14 protein-coding genes and 1 tRNA gene are annotated in these 16,064 nt (G+C 72.4%); 4 read left to right on the top strand and 11 right to left on the bottom strand.

Going from position 1 to position 16,064, the window contains the following annotated elements; genetic code table 11:
* Positions 1 to 112 precede the first annotated feature (112 nt).
* The 4 genes from ABT369_RS54795 to ABT369_RS54810 form a co-directional block, all read right to left on the bottom strand.
* Entirely contained in the window at positions 113 to 730 is a 618-nt protein-coding gene (locus ABT369_RS54795; RefSeq protein WP_350626171.1) for a 50S ribosomal protein L25/general stress protein Ctc, read from the bottom strand.
* A gap of 376 nt (positions 731 to 1,106) precedes the next feature.
* Positions 1,107 to 2,087, bottom strand: coding sequence for a ribose-phosphate diphosphokinase (locus tag ABT369_RS54800; RefSeq protein WP_350626173.1), 981 nt, complete (start codon positions 2,085 to 2,087; stop codon positions 1,107 to 1,109).
* Positions 2,088 to 2,120: 33 nt separating this feature from the next.
* Positions 2,121 to 3,626, bottom strand: coding sequence for a bifunctional UDP-N-acetylglucosamine diphosphorylase/glucosamine-1-phosphate N-acetyltransferase GlmU (gene glmU / locus ABT369_RS54805; protein ID WP_350626175.1), 1,506 nt, complete (start codon positions 3,624 to 3,626; stop codon positions 2,121 to 2,123).
* Between the two features lie 10 nt (positions 3,627 to 3,636).
* Positions 3,637 to 3,711, bottom strand: a tRNA-Gln gene (locus ABT369_RS54810).
* Between the two features lie 233 nt (positions 3,712 to 3,944).
* Between ABT369_RS54810 and ABT369_RS54815 the strand changes: the two genes are divergently transcribed.
* Together ABT369_RS54815 and ABT369_RS54820 are read left to right on the top strand one after the other, a co-directional pair.
* Positions 3,945 to 4,922: an acyl-CoA desaturase gene (locus ABT369_RS54815; RefSeq protein WP_350626177.1), complete on the top strand. Its 978-nt coding sequence runs from the start codon at positions 3,945 to 3,947 to the stop codon at positions 4,920 to 4,922.
* Between the two features lie 77 nt (positions 4,923 to 4,999).
* Positions 5,000 to 5,602: a TetR family transcriptional regulator gene (locus ABT369_RS54820; RefSeq protein WP_350626225.1), complete on the top strand. Its 603-nt coding sequence runs from the start codon at positions 5,000 to 5,002 to the stop codon at positions 5,600 to 5,602.
* Here ABT369_RS54820 and ABT369_RS54825 read toward each other — a convergent pair.
* The 6 genes from ABT369_RS54825 to ABT369_RS54850 form a co-directional block, all read right to left on the bottom strand.
* Positions 5,583 to 6,698 (bottom strand): CehA/McbA family metallohydrolase, encoded by a 1,116-nt coding sequence (locus ABT369_RS54825; protein WP_350626179.1) that lies wholly within the window; start codon positions 6,696 to 6,698, stop codon positions 5,583 to 5,585. The two genes, ABT369_RS54820 and ABT369_RS54825, sit on opposite strands and share 20 nt — an antisense overlap.
* An 82-nt stretch (positions 6,699 to 6,780) precedes the next feature.
* Complete coding sequence (locus tag ABT369_RS54830) at positions 6,781 to 7,251, bottom strand: DUF4383 domain-containing protein (protein ID WP_350626181.1); 471 nt, start codon at positions 7,249 to 7,251, stop codon at positions 6,781 to 6,783.
* Positions 7,252 to 7,271: 20 nt separating this feature from the next.
* Positions 7,272 to 9,065 (bottom strand): ABC-F family ATP-binding cassette domain-containing protein, encoded by a 1,794-nt coding sequence (locus tag ABT369_RS54835; RefSeq protein WP_350626183.1) that lies wholly within the window; start codon positions 9,063 to 9,065, stop codon positions 7,272 to 7,274.
* 8 nt (positions 9,066 to 9,073) lie between these two features.
* Positions 9,074 to 10,021 carry a 4-(cytidine 5'-diphospho)-2-C-methyl-D-erythritol kinase gene (locus tag ABT369_RS54840; protein ID WP_350626185.1) on the bottom strand — a complete coding sequence of 316 codons (948 nt, stop codon included), beginning with the start codon at positions 10,019 to 10,021 and terminating at the stop codon, positions 9,074 to 9,076.
* Between the two features lie 9 nt (positions 10,022 to 10,030).
* Positions 10,031 to 10,894 (bottom strand): 16S rRNA (adenine(1518)-N(6)/adenine(1519)-N(6))-dimethyltransferase RsmA, encoded by an 864-nt coding sequence (gene rsmA, locus ABT369_RS54845; RefSeq protein ID WP_350626227.1) that lies wholly within the window; start codon positions 10,892 to 10,894, stop codon positions 10,031 to 10,033.
* The gene (locus ABT369_RS54850; RefSeq protein ID WP_350626187.1) at positions 10,885 to 11,742 is read right to left on the bottom strand and encodes a TatD family hydrolase; all 858 of its coding nucleotides are present in this window, start codon (positions 11,740 to 11,742) and stop codon (positions 10,885 to 10,887) included. The genes rsmA and ABT369_RS54850 overlap by 10 nt, the downstream gene beginning before the upstream one ends.
* Positions 11,743 to 11,823: 81 nt before the next feature.
* Between ABT369_RS54850 and ABT369_RS54855 the strand changes: the two genes are divergently transcribed.
* Positions 11,824 to 13,005, top strand: a complete 1,182-nt coding sequence (locus ABT369_RS54855; protein ID WP_350626189.1) for a hypothetical protein — start codon at positions 11,824 to 11,826, stop codon at positions 13,003 to 13,005.
* Positions 13,006 to 13,174: 169 nt separating this feature from the next.
* Here ABT369_RS54855 and metG read toward each other — a convergent pair whose 3' ends face one another.
* The gene (gene metG, locus ABT369_RS54860) at positions 13,175 to 14,938 is read right to left on the bottom strand and encodes a methionine--tRNA ligase (protein ID WP_350626191.1); all 1,764 of its coding nucleotides are present in this window, start codon (positions 14,936 to 14,938) and stop codon (positions 13,175 to 13,177) included.
* A gap of 297 nt (positions 14,939 to 15,235) precedes the next feature.
* Here metG and ABT369_RS54865 point away from each other — a divergent pair, with 297 nt between their 5' ends.
* Positions 15,236 to 16,054, top strand: a complete 819-nt coding sequence (locus ABT369_RS54865) for a hypothetical protein (protein ID WP_350626193.1) — start codon at positions 15,236 to 15,238, stop codon at positions 16,052 to 16,054.
* Positions 16,055 to 16,064 lie beyond the last annotated feature (10 nt).

The raw sequence follows: 16,064 nt of genomic DNA on the forward strand, positions 1-16,064 counted from the left end.
CTGCCGTCCGGGGGGGGGAGGGGCGTGGTGCACCGCCCACCGCTCCGACCCGCGGACCGCGCGGCGCCCCGCCCCCCCCCCCCCCCGCGACTCGACGAAGCTGGTGCGCCGATCAGGCCTCGGCGGCCGCGGGCTCCGGCTCCTCGGCCGGCGCCTCCTCGGTGCCCTCGGGCTCGATCGTCTGGTCCTGCGCGACCGAGACGATCGCGACGACCAGCTCGGGGTCGGCGGCGAGCTCGACGCCGGCGGGGAGCTTGACGTCGGCGGCCTTGACCTGGCTGCCGGCCTCGAGGCCCTCGATCGAGGCCTCCAGGTGCTCGGGCAGCTTGGTCGCGTCGGCCAGCACGGCGATCGTGTTGCTCTCCGTCATGACCAGGGTGTCGCGGGCCGCGTCACCGGTGAGCTGGACGGGGATCTCGACGGTCACCTTCTCGCCGCGGCGGACCACGAGCAGGTCCACGTGGTCGAAGGTGTCCTTGATCGGGTCGCGCTGGATCGCCTTGGGCAGGGCCAGGGCGGCGCTGCCGTCGGAGATCTCGATGTTGAAGACCTGGGTCATGCCGCCGTGGCGAATGGCCGCGGCGAACTCACGGGCGGGAAGGGCGATGTGACGGGGGGCCTCGCCGTGGCCGTACAGCACGGCTGGCACCTTGCCGGCCCGGCGCGTGCGGCGGGCACCACCCTTGCCGAACTCCGTGCGGGGCTCGGCGCTGATCTTTACCTCGGACACGACAGAACTCCTGATGCGGTTGTGCGGCGGGCACCGGCCTGCGCGACCGGCTAACAGTTGTCTTCATGCGGCGCTCGGGCGAGGGGGCGCACGGGGCACAGACCCGAAGCGCCGCGTCGATCACGGAGCCCGCTTCGGCCGTCATGCCGGTTGGTGGGTGGCCGCCGGGGTGACAATCACCCGGCAGTCACACAACAACCGCACGCCCGGCCCGTGGGGAGCACCCTCGCCGTGGCAACCTGCCTAGCTTACCCGAGGCGGTTCGGCGCACGAACACCCTCCCCCACAGGCATGACGCAGTCCGAAACTCAGGACAAACCGCCGCCGGGGGCGTGGGGGACGGAGTCCCCCCCCGGCCACGACTCGGGCAGAACTTCTAGGACAGCCCGCCGAAGAGGGTCGTCACCGAGCCGTCGTCAAACACCTCACGAATCGCCCGAGCGAGCAGCGGGGCGATCGAGAGCTGCGTGATCTTCTCCACCTTGCGGTCGGGCGGCAGCGGCAGCGTGTTCGTCACCACAACCTCGCTGATCCGGCTGGCGTCGAGCCGGGAACAAGCGGGGTCGGAGAGCACAGGGTGCGTGGCGGCGACCACGACCTCGGCCGCGCCCTCGTTGAAGAGGATGTCCGCGGCGCTGACGATCGTGCCGCCGGTGTCGATCATGTCGTCGACGATGAGGCAGACCCGGCCCTCGACCTCGCCGACCACTCGGTTGGCGACGACCTGGTTGGGCTTGCTGGGGTCGCGGGTCTTGTGGATGAAGGCCAGCGGGCAGCCGCCGAGCCGGTCGGTCCACCGCTCGGCGACGCGCACCCGGCCGGAGTCGGGCGCGACGACCGTGATCGGGCGGCCCGCGTACTTGGCCTCGATGTGGTCGGCCAGGGTGTTCATGGCGAACAGGTGGTCGACCGGGCCGTCGAAGAAGCCCTGGATCTGCGCGGTGTGCAGGTCCACGGTGAGGATGCGGTTGGCGCCGGCCGTCTTGAGCAGGTCGGCGATCAGCCGGGCGGAGATCGGCTCGCGGCCGCGGTGCTTCTTGTCCTGCCGCGCGTAGGGGTAGAACGGCAGGACGACCGTGGTGCGCTTGGCCGAGCCGCGCTTGAGCGCGTCGACCATGATGAGCGTCTCCATCAGCCAGTCGTTGATCGGCGAGACCATCGACTGCACGACGAACGCGTCGGAACCGCGGACGCTCTCGCGGTACCGGATGAAGATCTCACCGCTGGCGAAGTCGTAGGCGTCCATCGGGGTCGGGTCGACCCCGAGCACGGCGCCGATCTCCTCGGCCAGCGCGGGGAACCCCCGGCCGGAGAAGAGCATGAGGTTCTTGCGGTTCTCCGAACTGATGCTGGCCATTGGGGTTGCCCGCTCCCGATCTCGTGGTTGCGCTCATTGTTCGTCGGGAAGACCCGTTTCAGCCACCTGACCGGCCCCGGCGTGGTTTTCTTCACGTGCCTGAGCCGCCTGCGCCGCCTCGGCGGCCGCGGTGCCGGGCCGCTTGCGCTCCACCCAGCCCTCGATGTTGCGCTGCTGGGCACGCGAGACGCCGAGCGCGCCGGCCGGGACGTCCTTCACGATGATGCTGCCGGCGGCCGTGTACGCCCCGTCACCGATGGTCACGGGGGCCACGAACATGTTGTCGGCGCCGGTGCGGGCGTGGGCGCCGATGGTCGAGCGCTGCTTGCGCACGCCGTCGTAGTTGACGAAGACCGTGGCGGCGCCGATGTTCGTGTGCTCGCCGATGGAGGCGTCGCCGACGTAGGACAGGTGCGGCACCTTCGCGCCCTCGCCCAGCGTCGCGGCCTTGGTCTCCACGAAGGTGCCGACCTTGGACTTGCGCCCGAGCTCGGTGCCGGGGCGCAGGTAGGCGAACGGCCCGACCGAGGCCTGCGGCCCGACGTGCGCGGACACGGCGTGGGTGCGCACGACCGTGGCGCCGGGGCCGACGACCACGTCGATGAGCGAGCTGTCCGGGCCGACCACGGCACCCTCGCCGATGCTGGTCGCGCCGCGCAGGTGGGTGTTGGGCTCGACGACCGCGTCGCGCTCGAGGGTCACGGTCACGTCGATCCAGGTGGTGGCCGGGTCGATGATGGCCACCCCGGCGCGCATCCACTCGGTGTTGATCCGGTCACGCATGAGCGCCCGCAGGCCGGCCAGCTCCGCGCGGTCGTTGGCGCCGAGGGTCTCGGTCGCGTCCGGGGCGCGGTGGGCGACGATCGCGGAGCCGGCCGCCGCCAGCAGGGCGATGACGTCGGTGAGGTACTCCTCACCCTGGTCGTTGTCCGTGGAGAGCTTGCCGAGCATCTCGCGCAGCGCGGTGGCCTCGAAGACGTAGGCCCCCGAGTTGATCTCCCGGATCGCGCGCTGGTCCGGCGTCGCGTCGCGCTCCTCGACGATGGCCGCGAACTCCCCGCCCCGGTTGCGCACGATGCGCCCGAGCCCGGTGGGGTCCGGGACCTCGGCGGTGAGCACGGTGGCCGCCGCCTTCGTGGCCTCGTGGGTGTGCACGAGCGCGGCCAGGGTCTCGGCACGCAGCAGCGGGATGTCGCCGTTGAGCACGACCACGGTCCCGGTCAGCTCGGGGTTGGCGTCGAGGGCGATGCGCACGGCGTGGCCGGTGCCCCGCCGCTCCTCCTGGGTGACGGGCCGCGCCTCGGGCGCCACCTCGGCCAGGTGCTCGCGGACCTGGGCGCCGCCGTGGCCCACGACCACGGTCACGGTGCCGCTGTCCAGGAACGGCTCCGCGGCGGCCAGCACGTGCCCGAGCAGGGTGCGCCCGAGCAGGGGATGCAGGACCTTGGGGACCGCGGACTTCATCCGCTTGCCTTCGCCGGCGGCCAGGATGATCACGTTTCTCACGGAGCGCTCCTCGACGGTGTCGGTGCGCCTCATCGTAGTCAGGTGGCTGGGGTGCCTGGATTCGAACCAGGACTGCGAGGCTCCAAAGGCCTGCGGGCTGCCGTTACCCCACACCCCACTGCCACCGCCGTTTGAAGCCTAGCCTGCGCGTCGATCCCTTTTGCCCCAGGGGCATCCGGCACCCCGCGGAACGAGGTTCAGCCGTCCGGGTCGGGCCAGGACCGACGAAGATCACAATGGAACACCGGGTCACCACCTTGACACGAGCACCATATGGCCAACCTACGCACCCGTAAGTTACGGTGACGTAGGCGTAGCTCCGCCCGGTGACGATTCCCCTTGAGAGGTGCCATGTCCGTATCGGTCCTTGATCCCACGTCCACCGACGGCCCCGATCGCGGGCCGAAGCCGCTCACCGAGGGCAAGCAGCACCCGGGGATCATCGTCGCGCTGTGGGCCTTCGTGATCCTGCCGTTCGTCGCGCTGGTCGCCGCCGTCCCGGTCGCCTGGGGCTGGGGCCTGAGCTGGCTCGACGTCGTCCTCGGCGCGATCTTCTACATCATCGGGGGACTCGGCATCGGGACCGGTTTCCACCGGTACCTCACCCACGGCGCGTTCAAGGCCAACCGCGGCCTGCGCATCGCGCTGACGATCGCGGGCAGCACCGCGATCGAGGGCAACCCGACGCAGTGGGTGGCCGACCACCGCCGCCACCACGCGTTCTCCGACCGCGAGGGCGACCCGCACTCGCCGTGGCGCTTCGGCGAGTCCTTCGGCGGCCTGGTCAAGGGCCTCTTCTACGCCCACGTGGGCTGGCTGTTCTTCCGCGAGCTGTCCAACCGCGAGCGCTTCGCCCCCGACCTGATGGCCGACAAGGACATCCAGCGCATCGACAAGGCGTTCCCGCTCATCGTCACCCTGTCGGCGAGCCTGCCCGCGATCATCGCCGGCCTCGTCACCTGGTCGTGGCAGGGCGCGCTGTCGGCGTTCTTCTGGGCCGGCCTGATCCGCATCGGCCTGCTGCACCACGTCACCTGGTCGATCAACTCGATCTGCCACGTCTACGGCGAGCGGCCCTTCGAGACCCGCGACGGCGACAAGGCCAGCAACTTCTGGCCGCTGGCGATCCTGTCCTTCGGCGAGAGCTGGCACAACCTGCACCACGCCGACCCGACCTGCGCCCGCCACGGCGTGGACAAGGGCCAGATCGACATCAACGCGCGGCTGATCTGGATCTTCGAGAAGTTCGGCTGGGCGACCAACGTCCGCTGGCCCAAGCGCGACCGGCTCGACGCCAAGCGCGTCGCGGCTGGCACGATGAACGGGTGACCGAGCGCCCGGAGGACCATGCGCAGCCGCGGCCGCCGCTGCCGCCGCCCGCGATCTCGACCAAGTCACGGGTGCGGATGCCCTCCGCACAGCGCCGTGAGCAGCTCATCGCCATCGGGCGCGCCCTGTTCGCCGAGCGGGGCTTCGACGCCACCTCCATCGAGGAGGTGGCGTCACGGGCGAAGGTGTCCAAGCCGGTGGTCTACGAGCACTTCGGCGGCAAGGAGGGCCTCTACGCGGTCGTCGTGGACCGCGAGGTGCGCTCGCTGCTCGACCGGATCACCAACGCGCTGACCGCCGGCCACCCGCACGAGCTGCTCGAGCAGGCGGCGCTGGCGCTGCTGGACTACATCGAGGCGGAGACCGACGGGTTCCGGGTGCTGGTGCGCGAGTCCCCGGTGATGTCCCCGACCGGCAACTTCATGAGCGTGCTCAACGACGTGGCCCACCAGGCCGAGCACATCCTGGGCGCGGAGTTCAAGCGGCGCGGCTTCGACCCGAAGCTCGCCGAGCTCTACTCCCAGGCGCTCGTCGGCATGGTGGCGCTGACCGGCCGCTGGTGGCTGGAGGTGCGCAAGCCCAAGAAGGAAGTGGTGGCCGCGCACCTGGTCAACCTCGCCTGGAACGGCCTGTCCAACATGGAGGGCAAGCCGACCCTGGTCACCCGCGCGGGGAAGTGAAGAACGGGCTCAGGTAGGCCACGGCGTGCCCGGCCGAGCGGTAGCCGGGCAGGTCCCCGGCCCGCGGGTCGGCCGGGCGGGCCGGGTCGGTGACCCGCAGGACGGTCCAGTCGCCCTCGGCCAGCGGCGTGCGCAGGCGCAGCGTCCCGCCCGAGACGCGGAAGTCGTGCTCGGCGACCACCTCCGGCACCGGCTCGCCGCGCTGCAGCACCTGCAGGCGCAGCGGGTGCCCGAGCCACTCCTCCGGCGCCGCGAAATCCAGCTCGATCTCCACGATCCGGCCTTGGTACCGCACGTGCCGCCCCATCGCCGTGCCGTTCAGCCGCGCGTCGGCCCGCAGCCCGCGCTCCCGGGTCGCGAACATGCGCCGGCCCAGCATCGCCGCCCGCACCCCGTCGCGGGTGCGGCTCGGGGCCCACAGGCCCGTGCGCCCGAGGCCCTCGTGGAATCCCCAGCCCTCGCGGTGCTCGTCGGTCACTCCGGCCAGCCCGACCCGCCAGCCCGCGTCCAGGCAGGCCACCAGCGGCGAGAACTCCCCGCCGTCGACGCCCTCGAAGAGGTAGTCCTCGTCGCGGTTGAACATCTCGAGTGCGACCAGGCGGCGAGCCAGGCGCGGGTCGTACCGGAACAGTCCGAAGCGACCCGGCTCGCGCCCGGGGTGGTTGAAGCCGGCGAGCTCGTCCCCGGCCGCGAGCCACTCGTAGAACGCCGGGATCGCCGTGCTCGCGCCGCCGGTCTGCAGCGGCTCGACCCAGCGGTCGCCGCCCCAGACGTTCATGTGCCCGAGCGCCGTGCTCGACCACTCGAAGCCGCGCAGCGCCACGAACGCACCGGGCTCGTCGGCCGCGTCGGCGAGCTTGCCGAGCCGCCGCCAGCCCTCGTCGTCGATGGTCTTGGCGGGCTCGCAGGGGCCGTACGCGTGGTCGGTCACCGCGGCGACGTCGAGGCCGGCGGCCCGCATCGAGGCGAACGCCTCGCCGGCCCAGCCGATCCCGTCGGAGAGCCGTGTGTGGTTGTGCAGGTCCGCATGCAGCAGGAGTTCGCCCCGGGCGGGCGGCTCGTCATCACCTTCGGTGATCAGTAGCGCGTCCGGCATCTTCCCAGCCCAGCACCGCGGGGCGGCGCGGGCAAGGAATCGGTGCGAACTCCTGGCGAACGGTCGTGCGACCGGCAGGCGGTCAGGCCACGCGGGCGTTGTGGCGGTGCTGCTCCTCGGCCGTGGCCGCGGCCGGCGGCCCGACGCGGTCGTAGAGGCTCGCGGTGCCGATGATCCCGGCGAGGATGAAGGTGACGATCACGTTGACCATGGAGAAGGCGAACACGTTCGCCTCTGTCTGCATGAGGGCCAGCGACGCCATGCCGACCGCGGTCAGCACCACGCCCGCGAGCGTGTTGATCGCGTGGGCCACGTTGCGGCCGATGATGTTCGCGCCGATCACGATCACGCCGGCGACGATCGAGAGCAGGGCGAACGCCGGGTTCGTGCGCAGGCCCAGCACCCACTCGGCCTCGTCACGGGTGAAGAAGTCCGAGCCGGACGTCGCGATGAAGCCGACCACGCCGTAGACGAGCATGTAGAGGCCCGCCACCACGCAGAGCAGCCGGTAGAGCGGCCGGAGGTGGTGGTTGACCGGGAAGTGTGAGGCCATGGGCCAATCCTAAGATGACCTCAACCGGCGATCTCGGCCAGGGCGAGCCATTGCTCCTCGAAATCGGCTTTTTCCTGCTGCAGGGCCCGAAGCTGAGCGTCCAGCTCGGTGATCTTCCCGTAGTCGGTGGCGTGCTCGGCGAGCTGCGCGTGCAGCTGCGCCTCCTTCTGGCTCAGCTTGTCGATGCTGCGCTCGAGCTTCGCCAGCTCCTTCTTCGCCGCCTTCTGGTCCTTCTCGCTCGCCCTGAGGTCGGGCGCCCGGTCCGCGACGGTCGGCTGGGGCTTGGCCGCCCCGAAGCCCGAGGAGTCCGACACGTGGGCCAGGTACTCGTCGACGCCGCCCGGCAGGTGCCGCAGCCGCCCGTCGCCGTGCATGCCGTAGACCGCGTCGGCGACCCGCTCGACCAGGTACCGGTCGTGGCTGGCCACGATGATCGTGCCCGGCCAGGTGTCGAGCAGGTCCTCGAGCGCGGCCAGGGTGTCGATGTCCAGGTCGTTCGTCGGCTCGTCCAGCAGCAGCACGTTGGGCTCGGTGGCCAGCAGGCGCAGCAGCTGCAGCCGGCGCCGCTCGCCGCCGGAGAGGTCGCCGACCGGGGTCCAGACCCGGGCCCCGGTGAAGCCGAAGACCTCGGCCAGCTGGGCGGCGGACAGCTCCCGGTCGCCGAGCTTGACCCGCTTGGCCACCTCCTCGACCGCCTCCAGCAGCCGCAGGTCGTTGGGCAGCTCGCGCAGTTCCTGTGACAGGAACGCCGGGCGGACCGTGGTGCCGCGCAGGACCCGGCCGCCGTCGGGCTCGCGGACGCCCGCGAGCACGCGCAGCAGCGTGGTCTTGCCCGCGCCGTTGGCCCCGAGCACGGCGATGCGGTCGCCGGGCCCGACGATCCAGTCGGTGGGCCCGAGCAGGGTCCGCTCCCCCGCCTGCAGCGTGACGCCGTCGAGCTCGTAGACCTGCTTGCCCAGCCGGGTCACGGCGAGGCGCTGCAGCGACACGGTGTCGCGGGCGGGCGGGACGTCGGCGATGAGCGCGTTGGCCGCGTCGATGCGGAACTTGGGCTTGCTGGTGCGCGCCGGCGGGCCGCGGCGCAGCCAGGCGATCTCCTTGCGCAGCAGGTTCTGCCGGCGGGACTCGGTCTCGGCCGCCACCCGCACCCGCTCGGCCCGGGCCAGCGTCCAGGCCGCGTAGCCGCCCTCGTAGGCGCGCACGGTCGCGTCGGCGACCTCCCACGTGGTCGTGCACACCGCGTCGAGGAACCAGCGGTCGTGGGTGACGACGATGAGCGCGCCGCGGCGCTGCAGCAGGTGCCGGGCCAGCCAGGCGATGCCGGCCACGTCGAGGTGGTTGGTGGGCTCGTCGAGGATGAGCAGGTCGGCCGGGCGCACCAGCAGCGCGGCGAGCGCGACGCGGCGCCGCTCGCCGCCGGACATCGGGCCGACGGGCGCGTCCAGGCCCAGGTGCGGCATGCCGAGCCCGCCCAGCACCGTGCGCACGCCCGCGTCGCCCGCCCACTCGTGCTCGGCGGCGAACCCGGCCGGCAGCCAGGCGGTGCCGACGATGACGTCGCGGACGGTGGCCTGCGGCGGCAGGTCGAGGGTCTGCGGCAGCGCGGCGACACGCAGGTCGCGGCGGTGGGTGACCCGGCCCTCGTCGGGCTCCTCGGCCTTGGTGAGCATCCGCAGCAGGGTCGTCTTGCCGGCGCCGTTGAGCCCGACGATGCCGATCCGGTCGCTGTCGTCGATGCCGAGGGACACCTCGTCGAAGATGCGCCCGGCCGGGTAGGTCTTGGAGACCTTGTCGAGACTGACGATGTTGGCCATCTACGCCCTCACAGCACTCGGGCGCCGGGGACGGGACCGACGGCGGTCTTCACGGCGCGGCAGCACTGGCGCGACTCCAGCTCGGCGGCGAGCAGCGCGGCGTGCCGGGCGTCCTCGGCCAGGAACACACAGGTCGGGCCGGAGCCGGAGACCAGGCCGGCCAGGGCGCCCGCGTCCAGCCCGGCGTCGAGCACCGCGCGCAGCTCGGGGCGCAGGTGCAGCGCGGCGGCCTGCAGGTCGTTGGCGAGCCGGTCGGCGAGCACCTCGGGGTCCCGCTGGCGCAGCGCCGCGAGCAGGTCGTCCGGCGCTCCGGCGGTGGAGTTGCCGCCGAGCTGGTCGAACGTGCGGTACACCACCGGCGTCGACAGCCCCTCGTCGGCCACGGCGAGCACCCAGTGCCAGGCGTGCCCGCCGGTGAGCACGGGGCTCACGAGCTCGCCCCGCCCGGTGCCCAGCGCGGTGCCGCCGAGCACCAGAAACGGGATGTCCGAGCCCAGCGTGGCGGCGATGGCGGCCAGGTCGTCGCGGGACATCCCGGTGCCCCACAGGTGGTCGCAGGCCACGAGCGCGGCGGCGGCGTCGGCGCTGCCGCCGGCCAGCCCGGCCGCGATCGGGATCTGCTTCTTCAGGTGCAGCCGCGCGTGGGCGTCGTGCCCGGTCTCGGCGGCCAGCGCCCGCACCGCGCGCATGACGAGGTTGTCCTCGCCCAGCGACAGCGCGCCGGTGCCCTCGCCCTCCATGGTGAGCGTGAGCGTGTCGCCGCGGCGGGCGGTGAGCTCGTCGTAGAGGCCGATCGCGTGGTAGACGGTGGTCAGCTCGTGGAAGCCGTCCGGACGCGCCGGCCCGACGTGCAGGTGGAGGTTGATCTTCGCGGGCACGCGGACCCGGACCGGTCCGTGCGCGGCCAGGCGCGGCCGATCGAACTCCTCGTCCTCGGAGAAGAGCGGCTCGGTCACTGCTGCACCCTACCCGGGCGAGTTGCCGGGACCGCGTTGGCTCGCTATCCGGGTGAAGTCGTCCACCGTGAGCTGCTCGCCGCGCAGCCCCGGGTCGACCCCGGCCGCCCGCAGGATGCGCTCGGCCTCCGGCGCGCCCCCGGCCCAGCCGGCCAGGGCGGCCCGCAGCGTCTTGCGGCGCTGGGCGAAGGCGGCGTCGATCACGGCGAAGGTCGGCGCGCGATCAGAGCCGACCCTGCCGGGCCCGTCGTGCACCTCGAAGCCGACCAGCCCGGACTCGACGTTCGGCACGGGCCAGAAGACGGCGGCGGGCACCTTGCCGGCCTGGCGCGCGGTCGCATACCAGGCCAGCTTCACGCTCGGCACGCCGTAGACCCGCGATCCCGGCCCGGCGGTGAGCCGGTCGGCGACCTCCTTCTGCACCATCACCAGGCCGCGCCGCAGGGAGGGCACGGTCGCCAGCAGGTGCAGCACGACCGGGACGGCGACGTTGTACGGCAGGTTCGCCACCAGCGCCGTCGGCTTCACCCCGGACAGGTCGGCCCGCAGCGCGTCCCCGGCGATCACGGTGAGCCGCTCGGCCTGCTCCGGCGCGAACTGCCGCACCGTCTCGGGCAGCGCCGCGGCCAGCGGCGGGTCGATCTCGACGGCGCAGACCGGGTTGCCGTGCTCCAGCAGCGCCAGGGTCAGCGAGCCCAGCCCCGGCCCGACCTCCAGCACGAGGTCGCCGGGGGCGAGATCGGCGGCGCGCACGATCCGGCGCACCGTGTTGGGGTCATGCACGAAGTTCTGCCCGAGCTGCTTCGTGGGGCGGATGCCGAGGCGGTCCGCCAGCTGCCGCACGTCGGCGGGGCCGAGGAGGGTCACGTCCAGCTGCCGAAGGCTCGTTCGCCGTTGGCGGAGATCGCGGCGCAGAGGGCGGCCAGGTCGTGCCCGGTGACCTCGGCCAGGGCCCGGACCGTCAGCGGGATCAGGTAGGACGCGTTCGGCCGGCCGCGGAAGGGCATCGGGGTGAGAAACGGCGCGTCGGTCTCGACCAGGATCGCGTCCAGCGGGGTGATGGCCGCCGCCCGGCGCAGGTGGGCGGCGTTGCCGAAGGTCACCGTGCCCGCGAAGCTGAGCAGGAAGCCGCGGTCGAGGCACTCCCGGGCGAAGTCCTCGTCGCCGGAGAAGCAGTGCATGACCACCTGGTCCGGCGCGCCCTCCTCGTCGATGACGGCCAGGATGTCCTCGTGCGCGTCGCGGTCGTGGATGACCAGCGCCTTGCCGTGCCGCTTGGCGATGGCGATGTGCGCGCGGAAGCTCTCGTGCTGGGCCTTGCGCCCCTCGTCGCCGGTGCGGAAGTAGTCCAGCCCGGTCTCGCCGATGCCCCGCACCCGCGGGTGGGCGGCGAGGCGCTCGATCTCGCGCAGCGCGCCGTCGAGGTCGGCCAGCCGGGGCGCGTCGTTGGGGTGCAGCGCCACGGTGGCGAGCACCGCCGGGTGGCGCTGTGCGGCCTCGACGCCCCACCGCGACGACTCGACGTCGACGCCGACCTGCACCAGGCGGTCCACGCCGGCGGCGGTCGCGCGGGCGATCGCGTCCTCGATCGTGGCCGGCCCGTCGGCCGCATCCCCGTCGAGGGTGATGTCGATGTGGGTGTGGCTGTCGAGCACCCTGACCGGCAGCGGCTCGGGCGCGGGCGGGAAGGCGCCCTGGCGACTGTGTTTTCTCGCACTCATCGGGGTCAAGCATGCCACCCTCGATTTTCCGTTAACGCGCCGTTCACCGAGTCACAATCACCCGGCCCTAGCGTCGGGCAGGTGACGGTAATCGGACACGCGGAAGGGTCCGCGACCCACAGCGTGACGATCGACGGGGTCAGCTACCCGGCCGAGGAGATCGCCCAGGGCGCGGCCTACGAGGTGTATGCGACCCACGCGGCCCCCGGGTTCCTGCCCAACCCGAGGCCGGGCGCGAAGTGGCCGTACCGCCGCTTCGTGCACGCCACGGAGGTGACGTCCGCCCTCGACGGGCTGGAGGACGAGCCGCTGCTGATGCCGGTCACCCGGGCGCTGGACTGGCCCACCATCCACCGGCTGAGCCAGACCCCGGCCGCCGCGTCCGCGCTCGCCCCGATCCGCCGCACCGCGGTCGTCCGGCGGGGCACCCGGATGATCAAGTTCCTCTCCGGCCGGCAGCTGCAGGGGTACCTCAAGGGCTGGCCGATCAGCGGCTTCTGCTACCGCGCCTTCGACGTCGCCCACCTGCGGACCCCCGAGGACCTGGCCATCCTGTCCGGCGAGAACACCGGCGGCGTGGTCTTCGCGGTGCGCTGGCGGGCCGTGGACGCCCACGACTACGACGTGCCGCTGGCGGGCAACTACGGCGGGCTGGTGACCATGCCCCCGCACGACCGCCTCGGCCCGCCCGTGATCGGCACCGGCTTCGCCCCCAGCGGCAGGCACATCGTGCCCGAGTTCGTCACCGCCGACCTGGCCGAGCTGCCGGTGCCGGCGAACACGTCGCTGGTCGCCTACACCGGCGACGGCACCGAGGTCACGCTCTACACCTACCTGCCGGAGCAGCGCGCCTGGAGCCGGATGCACGGCCCGCAGTGGCGCCACCTGCTGCCGAACTCCTCCGACCAGGAGTACTTCCCGGTCACCCCGCCGATGACCCGCTACGTGGGCTCCTACCGCGACAACGTGTTCGAGGCGATCGTCGACCCGCCGGGCGAGTTCCGGGTGGCGGCGAAGACCCGCGCGGCCCGCTACCCCCTGGAGACCCTGGCCCGCCGGGTGCCGTGGGCCACCTGGCGCGACGCCCGCTGCACGGTGATCCGCCAGGAGGGCGACTGGCTGCGCCTGCGTCTGTCCCGCCCGGACGGCGACCAGGTAGCCCGGCTAGGCGCCCACTGCGTCGAGCGCGGCCTCTACGAGGCGTGGGCGCCGGCCAGCGAGGTGACCGACGCCCACGAGAGCGACCACTGGTATCAGTTATAGGCCTGGCGCCCGCTTCGCGGGGTACGCGGCGGGGGGTTCCCACCCCGCACCCCCCATGCCCGCTTCGCGGGCACTTCTTGCCGCGCTTCGCGGGCACTTCTTGCCGCGCTTCGCGGGCACTTCTTGCCGGCGCGTTCGCGCTGCTGCCCGGCGGTCAGCTCGGCCGCGGCTAGCTCTGCAGGCGCGCGAGCTCTTCCTCCACGATCGACTCGTCCAGCTTCTTGAACACCGGGGTCGGGGCCTCGAGCTTGGTCCCGGCCTCGATGTCGACCGGCTCCCACTTGGTGCCGACGGTGTAGTCGCCCATCAGCACCGGGTAGGAGAGGCCGTTGTCGAGGTCCTCGACCTCGCGGATCTCGGGCATCGGCGCGTGCACCCCGGTGCCGCCGAGCAGCTCGTGGATGCGCTGGGCGGCGTGCGGCAGGAACGGCGTGAGCAGCGTGTTGCAGTCGCGCACGGCCTGCAGCGCCACGTGCAGGACGGTGCCCATGCGGGCCTTGTCCTCCTTGAGCTTCCACGGGGCCTGGTCGGAGAAGTACTTGTTGACCTCGCCGACGATCCGCATCGCCTCGGTGATGGCGGCCTTCTGCCGGTGCTTGCCCAGCAGCTGCCCGACCGACTCGAAGCCGGCCCGGACGGCGGCCAGCAGCGCGTCGTCCTCCGCGGTGCGCTCGCCCGCGGCCGGGATCTCGCCGAAGTTCTTGGCGGCCATCGAGATCGAGCGGTTGACCAGGTTGCCCCAGCCGGCCACGAGCTCGTCGTTGTTGCGCCGGCGGAACTCCGACCAGGTGAAGTCGGTGTCGTTGGACTCGGGGCCGGCCACGGCGATGAAGTAGCGCAGCGCGTCGGCGTCGTAGCGCTCGAGGAAGTCCCGCACGTAGATGACCACGCGGCGGGACGAGGAGAACTTCTTGCCCTCCATCGTGAGGTATTCCGAGGAGACCACCTCGGTGGGCAGGTTCAGCGCGCCCAGGGACTGCGGCTTCGGCCCGGAGTAGCCCAGCAGGATCGAGGGCCAGATCACCGAGTGGAAGACGATGTTGTCCTTGCCCATGAAGTAGTAGCCCTCGGCCTGCGGGTCCTGCCACCACTGCCGCCAGGCCTCGGGGTCGCCGGTGCGGCGGGCCCACTCGATCGAGGCCGACAGGTAGCCGATCACCGCGTCGAACCACACGTAGATGCGCTTGTCGGCGCGGTCGCGCCACGCCTCCAGCGGGATCGGCACGCCCCACTCCAGGTCGCGGGTGATCGCCCGCGGCTGGAGGTCGTCGATGAGGTTGCGGGAGAACTTCAGCACGTTGGGCCGCCAGCCCTCGCGGGTGTCGAGCCAGGCGTTGAGCTGGTCGGCGAACGCGGGCAGGTCGAGGAAGAAGTGCTCGGTCTCGACGAACTCCGGGGTCTCCCCGTTGATCTTCGAGCGCGGGTTGATCAGCTGGTCGGGGTCGAGCTGGTTGCCGCAGTTGTCGCACTGGTCGCCGCGGGCGCTGTCGTAGCCGCAGATCGGGCAGGTTCCCTCGATGTACCGGTCGGGCAGCGTGCGCCCGGTCGACGGGGAGATCGCGCCGAGCGTGGTCTTGGCGATGATGTACCCGTTGTCGTAGAGCCCCGCGAAGAGCTCCTGCACGACCTGGTAATGGTTGCCGGTGGTGGTGCGGGTGAACAGGTCGTAGGACAGCCCGAGGCCGTGCAGGTCCTCGACGATCACGCGGTTGTAGCGGTCCACCAGCTCGCGCGGGGTCACGCCCTCCGCGTCGGCCTGCACCTGGATCGGCGTGCCGTGCTCGTCGGTGCCCGAGACCATCAGCACGTCGTGGCCGGCCATCCGCATGTAGCGGCTGAAGACGTCGGAGGGCACCCCGAATCCGGACACGTGACCGATGTGGCGCGGGCCGTTGGCGTAAGGCCAGGCGACCGCGGCGAGAACACGACTCATGACCTGAAAGCGTAGTGACCCGTCGTGGTGTTCCGCGAACAGGATAGTTGTGTTGCGGAACCAGATAAGTTCTCCCGACACGCGTGCCACGTCCGAAAAGTCGGCTATCGCCCGTTGTCCAATGAAAACGTGAGCGAAGAGGCAGTTCGGCGCGCAGGGGCAGTTCGGCGTGCAGGGGCAGGGAACACCGCCGCGACCCGGGGATGGCGGGGTGAGGCCGCGGGGATTCCGCCGGTCCGGGTCCTGGTGCCGGCCGCCGCTCAGCCCGCGTCCGGTTCCGAGGAGCGCGGCGCCGCCGTGCCCCCGTCGGCCGCCGGGGAGACCGCCGCCGAGCACTTCCCGCTGTGGCCGACGACCACCACGCTGGCACTGCACGACAGCTCGGCGGCGCACGCCGGAGCCGATGCGACCGAAGCCGACGCGACCGAGGCATATTCGACCGGGACGTATTCGACCGAGGCTTACAAGACCGCGGCCGACGAGCTCGCGGCGCACGAGGCCGGGCGGGCCGCCGTCGCCGACCACCTCGCCGGGCGGTCCGAGGCGTGGCCGCCGCCGGCGATGCGGGTCATGCGCCAGCCCCGCGACGACCGCCGCAGCGCCCCCCAGCGCCGGGCCCGCCAGCGCCGGGTGCGGCCCGCGCGCGGCCCGGTCGCCGGGCTCACCGCGATGCTCGTCGTCGCGCTGCTCACCGGGTTCTTCGCGTGGACCAGCGCCGAGCCGTTCTGGCTGGACATGGGGCACCGGGTGCGGGGCACCGCCGAGATCACCTCGTGCAAGGGCACCGGAGTGCTGCGCCGGTGCCTGGCCGAGTTCACCCGTCCGGGCGCGGAGGCGGTCGACGGCACCCGGCTGATGGGGCTCGACGAGCCCACCGGCTCCTCGGTGGCCGCGGTGATGGTGCCGGGCGGCCGGGTCGCCTACGCCGGCAACCCGTCCGGCCTGCGGGTGCGCTGGGCCACCGGGTTCGGGCTGGTGCTGCTGTGCGGGCTCCTGCTGGCCTGGCTGACCGGGGCCTGGCGCTTCGCCCGCCTGCGCGACCGCCTCACGGCCTGGACCCTGACCATGACCGCCCCGATCGTGCTGGCCGCCGCGATCGTGCTCGCCGCGTACTGAACCAGCACCG

Source organism: Dactylosporangium sp. NPDC000244 (assembly GCF_040300725.1).
GTDB lineage: Bacteria > Actinomycetota > Actinomycetes > Mycobacteriales > Micromonosporaceae > Dactylosporangium.